The sequence below is a fragment of the Vibrio sp. B4-6 genome (assembly GCF_963888245.1).
GTDB classification, from domain to species: domain Bacteria; phylum Pseudomonadota; class Gammaproteobacteria; order Enterobacterales; family Vibrionaceae; genus Vibrio; species Vibrio anguillarum.
Genome location: NZ_CAWPIM010000033.1, coordinates 128,957 through 146,480, shown reverse-complemented (window position 1 = coordinate 146,480; position 17,524 = coordinate 128,957). Strand labels below are relative to the sequence as shown.

The 17,524-nt window shown below is 46.7% G+C and carries 15 protein-coding genes; 10 read left to right on the top strand and 5 right to left on the bottom strand.

The window, feature by feature from the left end; genetic code table 11:
- Positions 1 to 19 precede the first annotated feature (19 nt).
- Entirely contained in the window at positions 20 to 1,156 is a 1,137-nt protein-coding gene (gene argE / locus AACV20_RS10010; RefSeq protein WP_170907199.1) for an acetylornithine deacetylase, read from the bottom strand.
- Between the two features lie 155 nt (positions 1,157 to 1,311).
- On the opposite strand from argE, the gene argC reads away from it, so the two are divergent.
- The 4 genes from argC (at position 1,312) to argH (ending at position 6,449) form a co-directional block, all read left to right on the top strand.
- Entirely contained in the window at positions 1,312 to 2,313 is a 1,002-nt protein-coding gene (argC, locus tag AACV20_RS10005; protein ID WP_170907198.1) for an N-acetyl-gamma-glutamyl-phosphate reductase, read from the top strand.
- A gap of 23 nt (positions 2,314 to 2,336) precedes the next feature.
- Entirely contained in the window at positions 2,337 to 3,128 is a 792-nt protein-coding gene (gene argB, locus AACV20_RS10000; protein ID WP_094123885.1) for an acetylglutamate kinase, read from the top strand.
- Between the two features lie 93 nt (positions 3,129 to 3,221).
- Positions 3,222 to 4,445 (top strand): argininosuccinate synthase, encoded by a 1,224-nt coding sequence (locus tag AACV20_RS09995; protein ID WP_017043213.1) that lies wholly within the window; start codon positions 3,222 to 3,224, stop codon positions 4,443 to 4,445.
- A 129-nt stretch (positions 4,446 to 4,574) separates the two neighbouring features.
- Positions 4,575 to 6,449 carry an argininosuccinate lyase gene (gene argH, locus AACV20_RS09990; protein WP_170907197.1) on the top strand — a complete coding sequence of 625 codons (1,875 nt, stop codon included), beginning with the start codon at positions 4,575 to 4,577 and terminating at the stop codon, positions 6,447 to 6,449.
- Between the two features lie 193 nt (positions 6,450 to 6,642).
- Here the strand turns inward: argH and AACV20_RS09985 are convergent, their stop codons facing one another.
- The 3 genes from AACV20_RS09985 to AACV20_RS09975 all read right to left on the bottom strand — a co-directional run bounded on the left by AACV20_RS09985 (position 6,643) and on the right by AACV20_RS09975 (position 9,338).
- Positions 6,643 to 6,897: a DUF3624 domain-containing protein gene (locus AACV20_RS09985; protein ID WP_013855880.1), complete on the bottom strand. Its 255-nt coding sequence runs from the start codon at positions 6,895 to 6,897 to the stop codon at positions 6,643 to 6,645.
- 129 nt (positions 6,898 to 7,026) lie between these two features.
- Positions 7,027 to 8,496 carry a dihydrolipoyl dehydrogenase gene (locus tag AACV20_RS09980; protein WP_170907310.1) on the bottom strand — a complete coding sequence of 490 codons (1,470 nt, stop codon included), beginning with the start codon at positions 8,494 to 8,496 and terminating at the stop codon, positions 7,027 to 7,029.
- Between the two features lie 113 nt (positions 8,497 to 8,609).
- The gene (locus tag AACV20_RS09975) at positions 8,610 to 9,338 is read right to left on the bottom strand and encodes a glutathione peroxidase (protein ID WP_170907196.1); all 729 of its coding nucleotides are present in this window, start codon (positions 9,336 to 9,338) and stop codon (positions 8,610 to 8,612) included.
- A 146-nt stretch (positions 9,339 to 9,484) separates the two neighbouring features.
- Between AACV20_RS09975 and oxyR the strand changes: the two genes are divergently transcribed.
- Positions 9,485 to 10,375: a DNA-binding transcriptional regulator OxyR gene (oxyR, locus tag AACV20_RS09970; RefSeq protein WP_026027425.1), complete on the top strand. Its 891-nt coding sequence runs from the start codon at positions 9,485 to 9,487 to the stop codon at positions 10,373 to 10,375.
- Between the two features lie 36 nt (positions 10,376 to 10,411).
- On the opposite strand, the gene AACV20_RS09965 is transcribed toward oxyR, so the two are convergent.
- Positions 10,412 to 12,910, bottom strand: coding sequence for a penicillin-binding protein 1A (locus AACV20_RS09965; RefSeq protein WP_170907195.1), 2,499 nt, complete (start codon positions 12,908 to 12,910; stop codon positions 10,412 to 10,414).
- 149 nt (positions 12,911 to 13,059) lie between these two features.
- Between AACV20_RS09965 and pilM the strand changes: the two genes are divergently transcribed.
- The 5 genes from pilM to AACV20_RS09940 are packed head-to-tail and all read left to right on the top strand — an operon-like array spanning position 13,060 to position 17,495.
- Positions 13,060 to 14,070, top strand: coding sequence for a type IV pilus assembly protein PilM (pilM, locus tag AACV20_RS09960; RefSeq protein ID WP_170907194.1), 1,011 nt, complete (start codon positions 13,060 to 13,062; stop codon positions 14,068 to 14,070).
- Positions 14,060 to 14,662, top strand: coding sequence for a PilN domain-containing protein (locus AACV20_RS09955; protein WP_017047271.1), 603 nt, complete (start codon positions 14,060 to 14,062; stop codon positions 14,660 to 14,662). The genes pilM and AACV20_RS09955 overlap by 11 nt, the downstream gene beginning before the upstream one ends.
- Positions 14,655 to 15,248, top strand: coding sequence for a type 4a pilus biogenesis protein PilO (locus AACV20_RS09950; RefSeq protein ID WP_094127497.1), 594 nt, complete (start codon positions 14,655 to 14,657; stop codon positions 15,246 to 15,248). The genes AACV20_RS09955 and AACV20_RS09950 overlap by 8 nt, the downstream gene beginning before the upstream one ends.
- Positions 15,235 to 15,756 carry a pilus assembly protein PilP gene (locus AACV20_RS09945; protein WP_017047272.1) on the top strand — a complete coding sequence of 174 codons (522 nt, stop codon included), beginning with the start codon at positions 15,235 to 15,237 and terminating at the stop codon, positions 15,754 to 15,756. The genes AACV20_RS09950 and AACV20_RS09945 overlap by 14 nt, the downstream gene beginning before the upstream one ends.
- A gap of 53 nt (positions 15,757 to 15,809) precedes the next feature.
- On the top strand, positions 15,810 to 17,495 hold the full coding sequence (locus tag AACV20_RS09940; protein ID WP_371319560.1) for a type IV pilus secretin PilQ: 1,686 nt from the start codon (positions 15,810 to 15,812) through the stop codon (positions 17,493 to 17,495).
- The last annotated feature ends 29 nt before the right edge of the window (positions 17,496 to 17,524 follow it).

Genomic DNA, 17,524 nt, shown 5'->3' with positions numbered 1-17,524 from the left:
CTTGAGTAAGCTTGGTAGGCTAGAAGCAGTATTTATACATTGCTTTGGACAAAATCGAGATGGTTGGATCAATAAATTCAAACGCTAGGAATTCATCCGGTTGATGCGCTTGATCGATCGAACCCGGGCCGAGTACCAGTGTTGGGCATAATTGTTGTAAGAACGGTGCTTCAGTACAGTAATTCACGGTTTGTGAAGCGGTATTGCAAATCTCTTCAATGTTGCCAATAAAGGGGTGATCATGCTGACATTCATAACCCGGAATCGCATCATGCAGCGCGGTAATCTCAATGCGGCCGGGCCATTTTGCACTGACTTCATTCAGTGCATTGCGCAGCAAGTTATCGAGCCCATCTAGACTCATGCCGGGCAGCGGGCGCACATCGTAATGCAATTCGCAGCAGCCACAAATGCGGTTTGGACTATCGCCACCGTGGATATGGCCGAGGTTTAAAGTGGGGTGAGGAATGGCAAAGCCTGGGTGATGGTACTCTTTGATCAATTTGTCGCGCAGTTGCATTAACGCGAACAGCACTTCATGCATGATTTCGATGGCATTTACGCCCAGAGCTGGATCAGACGAGTGGCCCGATTTTCCTGTCACTCGAATAGCGTTGGCTACGTGGCCTTTATGGCCGCGGATGGGCACAAGGCTAGTCGGCTCACCAATAATGCAGTAATCCGGTTGAAATGGTGCATGTTCAGTGAAATGACGCGCGCCGAGCATAGTGGTTTCTTCATCACAGGTAGCCAACATATACAGCGGTTTAGTCTGTTTACTCCAATCGACTTTTTTCACCGCTTCGTAGATAAAAGCAAAAAAGCCTTTCATGTCTGCCGTGCCTAAGCCATAGAAACGATCATTGGCTTGCGTTAACGCGTGTGGTTCAAAATTCCAACGTCCTTCGTCAAATGGAACGGTATCACTGTGCCCCGCGAGCAGTAGGCCACCTTCGCCGCAACCTTTCTTCGCCACTAAATTGTATTTTCCCGGCGCGACTTCAATGGTGTCGACTACAAACCCTAAGCTGGAAAACCAGCTTGCCAATTTATCAATCACATTCTGGTTACCTTCGTCCCAACGAGCATCTGTGGAGCTGATGGAAGAGGTCGAAATCAGGCCTTGGTAAACCTCAAGAAAGCTGGGTAATTGCATATTATCTTTGCTCCTAGTATTGACAGAGTAATTGCGAGAAGGTAAAACACATATTAAATCACTTTGTGTGAATAAAAAACCGGGTTAAGTGTCTTTTTTGAAATTTATAGTCATTTTTAGATTATCTTTTTTACTTTGAAATTGGATGTCACGAGATGTTAAAAACCACAATTATCGGAGCTAGCGGTTATACCGGCGCTGAGTTGGCGTATATGGTGCAAAAACACCCACAACTCACGCTATCAGGTTTATACGTTTCCGCCAATAGCCTAGATGCTGGAAAACCAATGGCTGAGCTGCATGGCAAACTCTCCGGTATTGTCGATATGCAGGTACAACCATTAATGGATCCGGTGAGCGTTGCAAGCCAATGTGATGTGGTGTTTTTAGCTACGGCTCATGAGGTGAGCCATGATCTCGCGCCTATTTTTCTTGCGCAAAATTGTCAAGTTTTCGACCTTTCTGGTGCTTTTCGCGTCAAAGGTGATGATTTTTACCAAAATTACTATGGTTTTAAACATCAACACCCTAAATGGTTAGAAAACGCGGTTTATGGACTGGCGGAATGGAATTGTGAGGCAATTAAGCAGAGCCAATTGATCGCCGTTGCAGGTTGCTATCCAACCGCATCGCAACTTGCGATAAAGCCTTTGGTTGAAGCGGGTTTGTTAGATACAACTCAATGGCCGGTGATTAATGCCACCAGCGGTGTCACCGGCGCGGGCAGAAAAGCGACATTAACCAACAGTTTTTGTGAAGTGAGCTTACAGCCATACGGCGTGTTTACTCATCGCCACCAACCTGAAATCGTCGCCCATTTAGGATGTGATGTGATTTTTACGCCTCACTTAGGGAATTTCAAACGCGGTATTTTGGCCACCGTGACGATGAAGCTTGCATCGGGTGTTTCAGAGCAACAAGTCAGCCATGCTTTTGAGACGGCGTACGCTAACAAACCAGCGGTTCGGCTCAAATCAACCTTGCCGAGCATCAAAGATGTTGAATTTACGCCATTTTGCGACCTCGGTTGGCGAGTGCAAGGTGAGCATATTATCGTCGTGTCCGCGATCGATAATTTATTAAAGGGGGCATCGAGCCAAGCGATGCAGTGTTTAAATATTCATTACGGTTTTTCTGAGCTAACGGCTTTGGTGTAACGCACCAAGCGTAAGGGTTAAATATGACAGATACAAAGCAAAATCCATTAGTGATTAAGTTAGGCGGCGCGGCGCTGTCTTGTTCTGAAACGCTAAGCAAACTGTTTGGCGCAATCGCACTGTATCAAGCCCAAGCTCAGCGACGAATTGTCATCGTGCACGGGGGCGGTTATCTCGTCGATGACCTGATGGCGAAATTACAACTAAAAACCGTGAAGAAAGAAGGTTTGCGTGTCACGCCTTATGACCAAATTCCGCTGATTGCAGGCGCGCTGGCTGGGACAGCCAACAAAATGCTGCAAGGGCAAGCGATTAAAGATGGCTTAAATGCGGTTGGTTTATCGCTCGCTGATGGCGGGCTATGCAAAGTCGAAGAGTTGGATCCAGAACTCGGCGCAGTGGGCAAGGCTTCTCCTGGTGATTCACAAATCGTGCAAGCGATTTTAGCCGCTGGTGGTTTGCCTATTATCAGCTCGATTGGCCTGACTGCTGATGGCCAAATGATGAATGTCAACGCCGATCAAGCAGCCGTTGCAGTGGCTGGCGCATTGGACGCAGAGCTCGTTCTGCTTTCCGATGTGAGCGGTGTGCTGGATGGCAAAGGCCATTTGTTGTCGAGCCTCACTGAGCAGCAGGCCAATGCGCTCATTAAAGGCAAAGTGATCACGGATGGCATGATTGTCAAAGTGAAAGCGGCGCTGGAAGCGGCAAATGATTTAGGTCGCCCGATTGAAGTGGCGACATGGCGTTACCCAGATAAGCTCAGCAAATTGTTTGCGGGCGAAAGTATCGGGACCCAATTTTTACCTCAATAAACGCATTTAATCAGTTGTTGATAACAGCTGTAAGTAATTAATCACCCAGAGCACTGACCGCCAAGCGCAGCGCCGGGAAATGGAGAAAGTAAGATGAGCAAGGTTCAAGTCAATAAAGTCGTTGTCGCATATTCTGGCGGTCTAGATACATCGGTGATCATTCCGTGGTTAAAAGAAAACTACGATTGTGAAGTGGTTGCCTTTGTTGCCGATGTCGGCCAAGGTGAAGAAGAATTGGTCGGCATTGAAGAGAAAGCGAAAGCGTCTGGCGCGTCAGAGTGTTATGTGGTCGATCTTAAAGAAGAGATGGTCGCTGAATACATCTACCCAACACTAAAAACAGGCGCTTATTACGAAGGTAAATATCTACTTGGGACGTCAATGGCTCGCCCAATCATTGCCAAAGCGCAAGTTGAAGTAGCGCGTAAAGTGGGTGCCGATGCGCTGTGTCACGGCTGTACGGGGAAAGGTAATGACCAAGTGCGTTTTGAAGGTGCGTTTGCAGCCCTAGCGCCTGATTTACATGTGATTGCCCCTTGGCGTGAGTGGGACATCGTGAGTCGTGAAGAGTGTCTTGATTTCCTTGCTGAGCGTAACATTCCTTGCGCCGCTTCATTGACGAAAATTTACTCGCGTGATGCGAACGCGTGGCACATTTCGACCGAAGGTGGCGTGCTTGAGAGTACTTGGAACGCCCCTAATGAGGATTGCTGGGTATGGACAGTAGATCCAGAGCAAGCGCCAAATGAACCAGAGTTTGTCACACTGCAGGTCGCGAAAGGCGAAGTCGTTGGCGTCGATGGTGAACTGATGACGCCTTACAACGCACTCGTTTACCTTAATGAGAAAGGCTCTAAACACGGCGTTGGTCGTATCGACATCGTCGAAAACCGTTTGGTTGGTATGAAGTCTCGTGGTTGTTATGAAACCCCAGGAGGCACCATCATGATGGAAGCGTTGCGTGCTGTTGAGCAGTTAGTGCTCGATAAAGCCTCATTCGAATTTCGTGAAGAACTGGGTGTCAAAGCGTCGCATCTTGTATACGATGGCCGTTGGTTCACTCCGCTGCGTAAATCCATCATGGCCGCAGCCGATGAGCTGGCACAGGATGTTAATGGTGAAGTGGTTGTGAAGCTTTACAAAGGGCAAGCGACAGTGACGCAAAAACGTTCTGAAAACAGCTTGTACTCGGAAGAGTTTGCGACCTTTGGTGAAGATGTTGTGTATGACCAAAGCCACGCGGGCGGCTTCATTCGTCTCTATTCGTTGGCAAGCCGGATCAGAGCATTGAACGAAGCGAAGAAGAATAAAGCCTAGGTTAACACCCAAGGTAGAGACACAAAAATAACAATAAAAGATCGCTCTAGTAGCGATCTTTATTATAAAAATGATTGAGCAATTTGATGTGGTCACGCTCAGTCGCGACCTAAGAGCAGGAGATACGCAATGGCATTATGGGGCGGTAGATTTACCCAAGCAGCAGACACGAGGTTCAAAGAGTTCAACGATTCACTTCGCTTTGATTACCGATTGGCTGAACAAGACATTGTGGGCTCTATAGCATGGTCAAAGGCGTTGGTGTCAGTGAATGTTTTGGGCGAAGAGGAGCAGCAAAAACTAGAACTTGCGCTCAACGAACTCAAACTGGAAGTGATGGAAGATCCTGAGCAGATCTTACGCTCTGATGCAGAAGATATTCACTCTTGGGTTGAGCAGCAGTTGATCAGCAAAGTGGGTGATTTAGGCAAAAAGCTGCACACTGGGCGCTCTCGTAATGACCAAGTCGCGACCGATTTAAAATTGTGGTGCCGCCAGCAAGGTCAGCAATTACTGTTGGGGTTAGATCGCCTGCAAACGAAACTAGTGTCGGTTGCTCAGCAGCACCAAGCGACGGTTTTGCCCGGTTATACCCACCTGCAACGTGCGCAACCAGTGACCTTTGCGCATTGGTGTTTGGCCTATGTTGAAATGTTTGAGCGTGATTACTCTCGTTTAAATGATGCGATTAAGCGCCTTGATACTTGTCCGCTTGGCTCCGGCGCGCTGGCAGGTACGGCCTATCCGATTGATCGTGAACAGCTTGCTCATCATTTAGGGTTTCGCCGTGCCACGCGTAACTCGCTCGATTCAGTATCCGACCGAGATCACGTGATGGAATTGATGTCGGTGGCGTCGATCTCGATGCTGCATTTATCGCGTTTGGCGGAAGATATGATCTTCTACAACTCGGGTGAGTCTGGTTTTATCGAACTGGCTGACACCGTGACTTCGGGTTCATCCTTGATGCCGCAAAAGAAAAATCCTGATGCATTAGAGCTGATCCGTGGCAAAACTGGCCGTGTTTATGGCTCGCTTGCGGGCATGATGATGACGGTCAAAGCCTTACCATTGGCTTATAACAAAGATATGCAAGAAGACAAAGAAGGGCTGTTTGACGCGCTGGATACTTGGAACGACTGCATGGAAATGGCTGTGCTTTGCTTTGATGGCATCAAAATTAAAACCGAACGGACTTTAGAAGCGGCCAAACAAGGCTATGCCAATGCTACCGAATTAGCTGATTATTTAGTCGCCAAAGGGATCCCTTTCCGTGAAGCGCACCATATTGTGGGCGTAGCTGTGGTTGGCGCGATTGCGAAAGGGTGTGCGCTTGAAGAACTGACCCTTGCCGAGCTTAAAGAGTTTTCATCGGTCATTGAAGATGATGTTTATGCGATCCTCACCATTGAATCTTGCTTAGAAAAACGCAGCGCTTTAGGTGGCGTTTCGCCAAAACAAGTGGCCTATGCGGTTGATCAAGCTAAAGCACGTTTAGACAAACGTGACACCACGGCGGTGAAAGTCCGTCCTGCCCGTTTGACGGATATTGAAACGCTAGAAAGTATGGTCACTTATTGGGCGAATATGGGAGAAAACTTGCCCCGTTCACGCAATGAGTTGGTGCGCGATATTGGTTCATTTGCCGTGGCGGAACACCATGGTGAAGTGACGGGATGCGCCTCGTTATATGTCTATGACTCTGGGTTGGCTGAAATTCGTTCGCTTGGTGTAGAAGCAGGTTGGCAAGGTCAAGGACAAGGAAAAGCGATCGTCTCGTATTTGGTGAATAAAGCGCGGCAAATGGCGATTAAGAAAGTGTTTGTTCTGACTCGAACGCCAGAGTTTTTCATGAAGCATGATTTTATTCCAACCTCAAAAAGCTTACTGCCAGAGAAAGTGCTTAAAGATTGTGAACAATGCCCACGGCAGCACGCTTGTGATGAAGTGGCGCTTGAGATCAATTTGGTTGAGCAGATCATCAAGCGAGTCAACGTCGCTTAATACGTTGATTACCAAAGCGATCATTGCCGTTAATGAGGCCTTGGAAAAAGATCTCAAAAAGATCGAATGATCACGGAACAATTTAAGAAAAGCGTGGTCTATAACTGTACCACTGCTTTTTCTTAGAAGAATCTAAGAAGGCCCCAAACCTACTATTGGTTCTGGGGCTTTTTCTTTTGTGCTCTTTAGCTTTTTATTTGTCGCGCCCTTGCCGCTTACGCCAAGGGAGTACCACAAACTTCATCCACAGATGTAAAAACAGCAAACCGTTAAAGGCAAAGCCCGCTATTAGCAAGCTGATCGATTCAATGGTTTTAGGGTTCTCCCTGCATAACCACCACCACACAAGCCAGCACCCAACTGACAAAACAGTGAGCTGATCCATACAACGTTGGCAGCGGCCGATTTTTTTCCAAAACCACGAAGATTGGCAGTTATTGCAAGGCATAAGCGCGTTCATTAAAGAGAAAATAACGGCAGTATAACGTGCGCGAAGGTGTGAGTCTAAGGCGTGGCTGAAACTAAAGCGTATAAAAAACGGCCGCACAAGGGCGACCGCATGAATGGATGTTGAAAATTAACAGCCCGGACCGCAGTCCATGCAATGCTTTATCATCTCAGGACCTAAATGCAGTTTAGCGTTTAGATCACGCAGCGCGGTGCGCACGCCTTCTTCAATTACGGGGTGATAAAAAGGCATATCCAACATCTGTGAAATCGTCATCTGATTTTGATGTGCCCACGCCAGCAAATGAGCCAAGTGCTCTGCATTCGGCCCCATCATTTCAGCGCCTAAAAATCGCCCTGTTCCTTGTTCGCCATACACATGCAATAACCCTTTATTGCGCAGCATGACGCGTGAACGGCCTTGATTTTCAAACGACACAGTACCGATAGCAAAACAGCCACAATTTCCCAAACGAGTGGTTAGCTGTTTGTAGGATTCACCGACCATCGCAATTTGTGGGTCTGAAAAAACCGCTGAGATAGAGGAACGACGAAGCCCGGCGCGAATATCTGGGTAGCGGCCAGCGTTATCCCCTGCAATACGACCTTGATCGGCTGCTTCATGAAGCAGTGGCAGTTGATTACTGGCATCACCAGCAATGAAAATACTGTCTACAGAGGTTTGCAGCGTATAGTGATCAGCTGTTGGTACGCCGCGCGCATCAAGGGCTACATCGGTATTTTCAATTGCCAATTTATCTACGTTCGGGCGACGACCGGTTGCCGCCAACACATAGTCAACGACAAATGTCTCGAGCTGCCCTTCACGGTTGATGAATTGGATTTCAACTTTGTCGTTTTGGCCTGTTGGAGAAGCAATGCGTTTCATGCTTTCCACTTTAACGTCAGCGTCTAAATAGAATTCTTCCTTAAACGTTTTATCAGCGTAAGTCATTACATCAGGGTCGGTTAATGGGCCAACTTGTCCACCAATGCCGAACAGCTTCACTTTTACCCCTAAACGATGCAAGGCTTGGCCTAGTTCTAAGCCAATAACTCCCGGGCCAAATACGGCAACAGATTCGGGCAAGTCGTCCCACTCAAATAGGTCATCATTAATGATTAAGCGATCGCCAAGTTCATTCCATACGGCCGGGTAGGCTGGGCGAGAACCGGCAGCAATCACGATCCGCTTGGCGTTGATTCGTGTATGGTTGTCGACCTGTAGGGTGTGGTTGTCGATAAATTGGGCGTAGCCTGAGATTTTGTCTTCAGCGGGGATCTCCTCAACGCCTTCAAGCACAAATCCGACAAAGCGGTCACGTTCACGTTTTACCCGCGCCATCACTTCACGTCCATTAATGACAATTTCACCTTGAGGATGAACACCAAAAGCAGGAGCTTTATGGATGTGATGGACGCTTTCAGCGGCCGCAATCAGTAACTTAGATGGCATGCAGCCGACGCGGGCGCATGTGGTTCCGTATGGGCCACCTTCGATCATGACGACACTAGTCGTATGTGCTTTTGCTGCACGATAAGCGCCGAGTCCTGCGGTCCCACCACCAATAATGGCTACATCAACGTTTAACTGTTTCATCATCGCTTTCTCTAAATTTGGAATGTGAATAGTCGATGGCAACATTTAATAATGCTGTCATTGAGCCTAAATGAGGAGGATGCCCTAGGAAGATTTTCCTAGGGCAGGCGTGATTAGCCCAGGTAAGCTTCTAGCTCTTCGCTGCCGCCGATGTGTTTACCACCAACGAAAACTTGCGGAACGGTGGTACGGCTTGTGATAGCTCGTAAGCTCACTGTGGTTGCATCTTTACCCAATACCACTTCTTCATATTGAAGACCGTGGTCAATCAAGAGTTGTTTTGCTTTAGTGCAGAATGGGCAACCTGGTTTAGTAAATACGGTAACCGATTCTTGTGTTTTATAGTTAGGTGCAATGTATTTCAGCATAGTATCAGCATCTGATACTTTGAACGGGTCACCCGGTTCATCAGCTTCGATAAACATTTTTTCGATGATGCCATCTTTGACTAACATGCTGTAACGCCATGAACGTTTGCCAAAACCGATTTGGCTTTTATCAACTAACATACCCATGCCGTCAGTAAATTCGCCATTGCCATCAGGAATGAAAGTAATATTCTCTGCTTCTTGGTCTGCTTTCCAAGCATTCATCACAAAGGTATCGTTCACCGAAACACATAGGATGTCATCAACGCCATGCTCTTTAAACACCGGGTACAGTTCGTTGTAACGCGGCAAGTGGCTTGATGAACAGGTTGGGGTGAAGGCACCTGGCAAGCTAAATACGATAACGGTTTTACCTTTGAATAATTGATCTGTTGTGAGATTAACCCAAGCATCACCTTGACGAGTAGGGAAAGTGACTTGTGGTACCGCTTGGCCTTCTTTAGATACTAACATTCTATTTTCCTTGTGATTTTCTAAGTTAGGTTATGATTTTAAGAGCCGCTGCTCTCATTTGTTGAAGCTATTATGGAAGAAAACCTTTGATAGCTCCAATCGTTTGATGCTATGTTTTTGATAGGTGGATTCTATTGAGATTGAAGATGAACATTCGTGATTTTGAGTACTTAGTATCATTAGCTGAACATAAACATTTTCGTAAAGCAGCAGAAGCTTGTTTTGTGAGCCAGCCAACACTCAGTGGCCAGATCCGCAAACTGGAGGATGAGCTGGGAACAGTATTATTAGAGCGCAGCAGTCGCCGAGTGTTGTTCACCGATTCGGGCCTACAATTGGTCGATCAGGCCAAGCGTATTTTAAGTGAAATCAAAACCTTCAGAGATATGGCCAGCGGCCAAGGCGGCTCGATGAGTGGTCCTATCCATATTGGATTCATTCCCACTTTAGGCCCCTACCTTTTGCCGCGTATTGTGCCTTTTTTAAAAGAGCAATTTCCTGAACTGGAGCTCTATTTACACGAAGCGCAAACCCAACAGCTTGTGCGCCAGTTAGAAGATGGAAAACTCGATTGTTTAGTGTTGGCCTCCGTTGCGGAAACGGCTCACTTTAAAGAGATTGATCTGTATGACGAAGCATTGAGTATTGCCGTGCCTAGTGGGCATGAATGGGCTGCAAAAAGTGAAGTAAGTATGTTGGATTTGAAAGGGCGAACGGTATTGGCTTTAGGTGACGGTCATTGCTTACGCGATCAAGCCTTAGGCTTCTGTTTTGCGGCAGGCGCAAAAGATGACGAACGTTTTAAAGCGACCAGCTTAGAGACGCTGCGTAATATGGTCGCAGCGGGTGGGGGAATTACCCTGTTACCTGAACTCTCTTTACCAGATGTGAAAGAGAAGGATGGCGTTTGTTACCTTAAAGCGGTCAACCCGCAGCCTTCACGCCGCTTAGTATTAGCTTATCGGCCGGGATCGCCATTGAGGCAGCGTTTTGAGCAGTTGGCTCACGCAATCAAAACGAAGCTAAATGAGAAATAAAAAAAGAGGCTAAATTTAGCCTCTTTTTACTGAGCTTTAGAATAGCTCTTCACCTGTAGGTGAAGAGTAGATGTTGTCAGAGACACTCTCTGCGACATACTCGGTTGGCTCAGTGCCTTGAATGAAGTATTCAAACATCGAGCTTGAATCAAACTTATTGGTTAACAGGCCGGTATCGATATCGATTCTTACCCGCACAATATTGGCGGGAATGGGTTTGTCTTGCGCTGGCACATTGACCAGTACTTGACGCATAAAATCAATCCAAGCGGGTTGTGCCGTTTTTGCTCCCGCTTCCGCACCGGACACACCATCGTCATCTACATTGCTGTTTTCGGTTGTCCTACCTAAGTTGCGGTTATGATCATCAAATCCGACCCAAGCAATAGCGACCATGCCCGGTGCATAGCCGTTGTACCACGCATCTTTGGAGTCATTGGTCGTTCCTGTTTTACCACCAATATCACGACGCCCCAGCTTTTGTGCACGCCAGCCTGTACCATTCCAACCCGTTCCTTCACGCCAATTTCCGCCACCCCAAATATTGCTGTACATCATCTCTCGGACAAGAAATGCGTTTTGTTCGGAAATTACTTGTGGAGCATAGTGCGATGCAACATCTTGCTCATCGAACTCATTTGTGTCTGGGGTGCATTGCTGTTGGCAAACGACTTTTGGTGTGGCTTGATACTCAAGTTTGCCAAAGGGATCTTCAACTTTGCTGATGTAATAGGGTTCAACATAATAGCCACCATTGGCAAACACGGAATAGCCTTGCGCCATCTTAACCGGCGTTAAGCTCCCCGCACCTAAGGCAATGGTTTCTGAGCGTGGTACTTGGTCAATATCAAAACCAAAGCGAGTGAGATACTCACGTGTTTCATCCAGCCCAACAGCGCGTAGCACTCTCACCGCCATCACGTTTTTGGATTGAGCCAAGCCAACGCGAAGACGAGTTGGGCCAATATAAGTCGGTGGTGAGTTTTTAGGACGCCATGCTGTACCTTGGCTTTGGTCCCACTGGTTAATCGGCGCATCATTAATGAGCGTCGCTAAGGTCATGCCTTTATCGATGGCGGCAGAGTAGATAAAGGGTTTAATACTTGAGCCGACCTGGCGCACCGATTGAGTCGCACGGTTAAATTTATTGTGCACAAAGTTAAAGCCGCCAACCAGCGCCAGTACCGCACCATTTTCTGGGTTCATGGCAACAAAGGCAGTGTTGGCATTGGGTACTTGGCTTAAGTACCACTGTGGTACTTCGTCGGTGGTATGCTCATCACTATATTCAGCACGATTACGTACCCAAATTTGTTCACCAGCGGCGATGATTTCCGTCGCTGTACTCGGAACCGGTCCTTGTCGAGAATCAGTTAAGAAACGGCGAGCCCAGTTCATGCCTTGCCATTCAATGGTCTGCAATCCTTGGTTCTTAACCCAAACCGTAGCCGATTGGCTGCTTACGTGGGTAACGACGGCTGGTAATAAATCTCCATAAGTCGGTTCATTATTTAAGTGCTCGGCCAGTTGCTGTTCATTCAATGGCGTTTGGCCTTCTTTCCAAACTACTTTTTCAGCACCGCGATAGCCATGACGCTCATCATAGGCGAGTAGGTTATTGATTGCAGCTTTACTCGCGGCTTGCTGCTGTTTGGAATCTACCGTTGTGGTGACAATCATGCCAGAGGTATAGGCCGACTCTTCACCATAGCGCTCCACCATCCATGAACGAGCGATTTCTGCCACATAAGGTGCATTAAGTTCAATTTCAGCACCGTGGTATTTCGACATTAAGGGCTCAGAGCGGGCTTGCGTATATTGCGCTGGGGTTATGTATTTCTCATCAAGCATTCTCTGTAGCACCACGTTACGGCGGTTAGTCGCGCGATCTAGAGAATAGATAGGGTTCATGGTTGAAGGTGCTTTGGGAAGTCCTGCAATCAGGGCAATTTCACTCAGTGTTAAATCTTTGACTTCTTTTCCAAAATAAACTTGGGCTGCCGCTCCAATTCCATACGATCGGTAACCGAGATAAATTTTATTGAGATAAAGCTCTAGGATTTCTTTTTTCGTCAGCAATTGTTCGATATGAATAGCGATAAAAATCTCTTTGATTTTTCGCATGATCTTCTTCTCATTAGAGAGGTAGAAGTTACGAGCAAGCTGCTGAGTAATGGTACTTGCACCTTGTTTAGCGCTACCTGAGGCGATCACAGCGACCGCAGCACGCGTGATACCAATTGGGTCAAAACCATAGTGCTCGTAGAAGCGGCTATCTTCGGTGGCGATAATCGCTTCGATAAGTTCAGGCGGGATCTCTTCAATACGCAACGGAACTCGGCGCTTTTCTCCAAATTGGGCGATGAGCTTGCCATCTTGACTATAGACCTGCATCGGTGTCTGCAATTGTACATCACGTAAAGTCGCTACATCGGGGAGGTCTGGCTTCACGTAAAAATAGAAGCCAAATATCGTAGTGACTCCAAGAATAATGCAAATCAATGAAAGTAATAACAATCGCTTTATGAACTTCACCGGATAATCCCTGTTTAGTTAAGGCTGCCCTTATGCAAACCCTTGTACTCTAGGCTAAAAATTTAGCTCTAAAAATAAATTGTGGCTTATTTAACCTCAAAATAAGCAAATCGAGCTAAGCCTAAGCAGCGTTACTGGAGCTAAGCCGTATGGGTAAATCAATGGTTACGGGTATAGATATTGGCCACCATAGTATTAAAGCGGTGGTGTTAAAGCTAGCGGGTGATTCATATGCACTCGTCGGTTATAAAGAATTATTTATTACTGAGGACATATTCTCCGATAACCACACGCTGGATTATCAGAAAATTGTAAAGAAACTCAAAGAACTAAGAAAGGGTTTACCACTATTTAGTCACAAAGTCGCCATATCGGTACCGGACAATGCGGTAATAAGTAAGGTATTACAGATAGATAGTGACCTGCAGGCGCGTGAAAAAGAGTTTGCTATTTATCAGGCATTTTCTCATCAGTCACCGTTCCCGATAGAAGAACTGAGTCTCGATTTCGTCAAAGTGATGGAAAAAAGCGTAAGTCGCAGTAGCACCGTAAGTTATCAAGTTTACGCCACTCGTAAAGACGTCGTGGAAAGCCGTGCGTTAGCGGCTCAAAAAGCGGGCTTTTTACCGATCGCGGTTGATGTGCAAATACACAGTTTGTTAAACATTTGGCAGTTGGCGAGCAGGGCACAACATCGCAGCGATTGGATGCTCATGGATGTGGGCCATACCCAAACGGCGCTCTGTATTGATTTTACTGATAAAGCCCCTTTTCATAAAGAAATCCCTCTCGGTTGTCAGTGGTTGTCCCAAGACAGCGCGATGTCGGGCACCAATGCAGAATTAGCCGATAAAAACGAGCGCTTTGTGTATGAGTTGATCGAGCGACTTCAACGTCAGTTGCAGCTTTTCACCTCCGTCAATGGCGCGGGCAGTTTAGCAGGCATTTGGCTCTCAGGTGGTGGTGCAGATACTCCGATGTTGGCGCAAGAGATCTCGCGGCGTCTCAAGCTTGAGTGCGAAATTCTCGATCCCTTCCTTCTGTTTAACAATAAGTTAGCGAAACGCCAGCGAGGTAAGCAGTCTGGGCAGAGTTTTAGCACCGCGGCTGGCCTTGCACTGCGTGGTATTGAGTGGTTGGAGTCTTCTCATGTTGCATAGTATTAACTTACTGCCTTGGCGAGAGGAACAAAGAGCGGCGCATAAGCGTCGTTTTATGGGCTTGGTCGTCTTAGGTGTGATGAGCGCTGTTGGTATTCAATGGGGTATCGGTTTGTATTTCTCTGGGCAAGCGCAGCAGCAAGAGTCTCGTTTGGCTTATTTGAATCAATACATTCAGCAGCTTGATAAACAGATCAATGCATTAAAAATGACGGAACAAGAACACAAGGCACTATTAACTCGCTTGTCGGTCGTCGAGTCATTGCAAAGCCAACGCAATAAAACCACCGAGTTGATGAACCTGATGCCACAGCTTATGCCTGAAGGAGTCTACGTCGATAAGATCAAAATGAATGGTGAAGAAATTGAAATTACGGGCATCAGTGACAGCACTGCGCGTCTTGCGACCATGCTCGATAATTTTGAAAAATCAGCCTTACTTTCCGATGTCAACATGCACTCTATCGTGCACGGTAATAAGCGATTTGGTAAGGAGTTTCAGACATTTAAAGTGTCATTTATGTTTCATTCGCCGACACCACAGGGCTCTGTGCTAACCAAGATTCGGCCTACAGGAGCTGTCCATGACTAGTTTTCAAGATCTTGATATGGATGAAATGGCTGAATGGCCGTTGCTGCCTCAACTGCTGGTTATTTTGGTGTTGATGCTGATTATTCAAGGCGTTGGCGCGTGGTTCTATCTTATGCCTCAAAATGAGCAATTGCAGAACTTAAAACAGCAAGAAGATGTGCTGAAATCGACCTTACGGATTAAGGCCAGCAAAGCCGCCACCTTACCCCAGTTGCAAGCTCAACTGGATGAATTAACTGAACGTTATGATTTTTTATTACGCCAATTACCCGTGCAAAAAGAGCTCGCAAGCATGCTCGCGTCGGTCAATGAACTAGGGCTAGATAACGCGTTAACCTTTACACGTATTGATTGGGGAGAAAAACAGAATAAAGAGTTTCTGTATCGTTTGCCGCTCAATATCGAATTAACTGGGAATTACCACGACATTGGTGATTTCTCAGAGGCGATCGCGAAATTGCCCCGCATTATTAATTTCGATGATGTTGATTGGCAACGGGTTAGCCAGGAAAGCAGCACGTTACATTTTAGGGTGCGCGCTTATACCTATCAATTCAAGCAAGAGGTGGACGATGAAAAACAATAATCTGCTGCTGATGGTGCTGTTTAGTACCAGCGTATTGGTTGGTTGTAAGGCGAATCAAGATTCATTGAAGGTTTATGTGGAGCAGGTTGAGGGGCAAGCACGCAAAGAAGTCTCCAAATTAAAACCCATTATTCAATTTGAAGTTGCTCATTATGCGCAACATGAATCCCGCGAACCTTTTGTGCTGCCTAAAGAGGCGATTGTACAAAATCAGCCTGTAGTGAAGGCAGACTGCTGGCAACCTCCGGCTCGCAGTAAAAATGGCCAGCTAGAGCGCTATCCGCTTAATCAACTTCGATTAAAAGGCGTGATGAGTAGCGGGGGCGCGGTATCGGCATTAGTGCAAACGCCCCAAGGCAAGGTCGTCAACGTGAAAGCGGGACAATATTTAGGTTTGAATCACGGCAAAGTTACTCGAGTTGATTCCAATTACCTGCTGATCAATGAAACCTTGCCAGACGGCTTAGGTTGTTGGAATCAACGTAACGTCAAATTGGCTCTGAAATAGAATTTGAATTTAGAGAAATCACTATGATTAAAGGACTACAGACACAAATGACTATGGTATTTCGGAGCCTCTTATTTGGCTTATTACTGAGTATGGCAGGGCTAAGTGTGGCGGCAGAAACGGCGCAGACCAACGAGCTTAAAGGCATTGATTTTCGAGTCAATAAAAACAAAGACGCTGTATTGATTGTTGAACTCGCATCACCTTCGACGGTAGTTAATGTGCAGAAAGTGGCTGACGGTTTACAAATTGAACTGCTTAAGACGGATGTCTCCAATGAGAAACTGTATGTCTTAGACGTCAAAGATTTTGCAACCGTTGTTGAGAGTATCGAGGTATTGCGCAAAGAGCCAAGTACACAGTTACTGGCGACCATTCATGGCGAGTTTAAGTATGATTACAGCTTGAAAGGGAAATACCTTGAGGTGGTGATTGGCAAACTGAAAGAACAAGAAAAACCTAAGCCGAAGAGCATTCTTGAGAAAGAGGGCAAGCTTATCTCGATTAACTTTCAAGATATTCCTGTGCGAAATGTTTTGCAGCTTATCGCAGATTATAACGCGTTTAACCTAGTCGTCTCAGATTCGGTCACTGGTAACCTGACGCTACGGCTTGATGGCGTGCCTTGGCAGCAAGTGCTCGATATCATTTTGCAAGTCAAGGGATTAGATAAGCGTGTTGACGGCAATGTGATTTTAGTTGCACCTAAAGAAGAGTTGGATTTACGTGAAAAGCAGCAGCTTGAAAAGGCACGTTTGGCTGAAGAGTTGGGCGATCTACGCTCTGAAATCATCAAAATTAATTTTGCTAAGGCGTCTGATATTGCGCAGATGATTGGCGGTGAAGGGGCGGTCAGCATGTTGTCTGAGCGAGGTTCCATCAGTATCGACGAGCGAACCAACTCACTGCTGATCCGTGAATTGGCTGAGAATATTGTGGTGATACGCCAAATTGTTGAATCGCTCGATATCCCGGTCAAACAGGTACAGATTGAAGCGCGCATTGTTACGGTCAACGAAGGTAATTTGGATGAACTTGGCGTACGCTGGGGCTTTACTTCGACCAATGGCAACAACACCGCAGGCGGAAGTATTGAAAGTAATTTATTCCAAGTGGGCAAATTGGGGGAAAGCACATTGCCCGTTGATGACTTCCTTAACGTAAACTTAGCGGCGACCTCTGCTAACGCCTCAAGTATTGCCTTCCAAGTGGCTAAGTTGGGGTCGGATATGTTGTTGGATTTAGAGCTTTCAGCGCTGCAACGTGAGTCGAAAGCGGAGATCATTTCCAGCCCTCGTTTGATTACGACCAACAAGAAACCCGCTTATATCGAGCAGGGTACGGAGATCCCTTATCTGGAGTCTTCTTCCAGCGGGGCAACGACGGTCGCCTTCAAAAAAGCGGTGCTGAGTTTAAAAGTGACGCCGCAGATAACGCCGGATAATCGTTTAGTGTTAGATCTCAGTGTCACTCAAGACCGGCCTGGGGATATTGTAAAAACAGGGACGGGAGAAGCGGTTGCAATTAATACTCAGCGTATTGGCACTCAAGTATTGGTCAATAATGGAGAAACCGTGGTCCTTGGTGGAATATTCCAACATAGCGTCAACAATACGGTGGATAAGGTTCCATTGCTTGGTGATTTGCCATTACTTGGTGCATTGTTCCGCCGTTCCTATGAGCAAGTGGGCAAAAGTGAGCTGCTGATTTTCGTGACACCGAAAGTCGTCATTCAATAACTTACGGCTGATATTGCGATTGGTTAAAA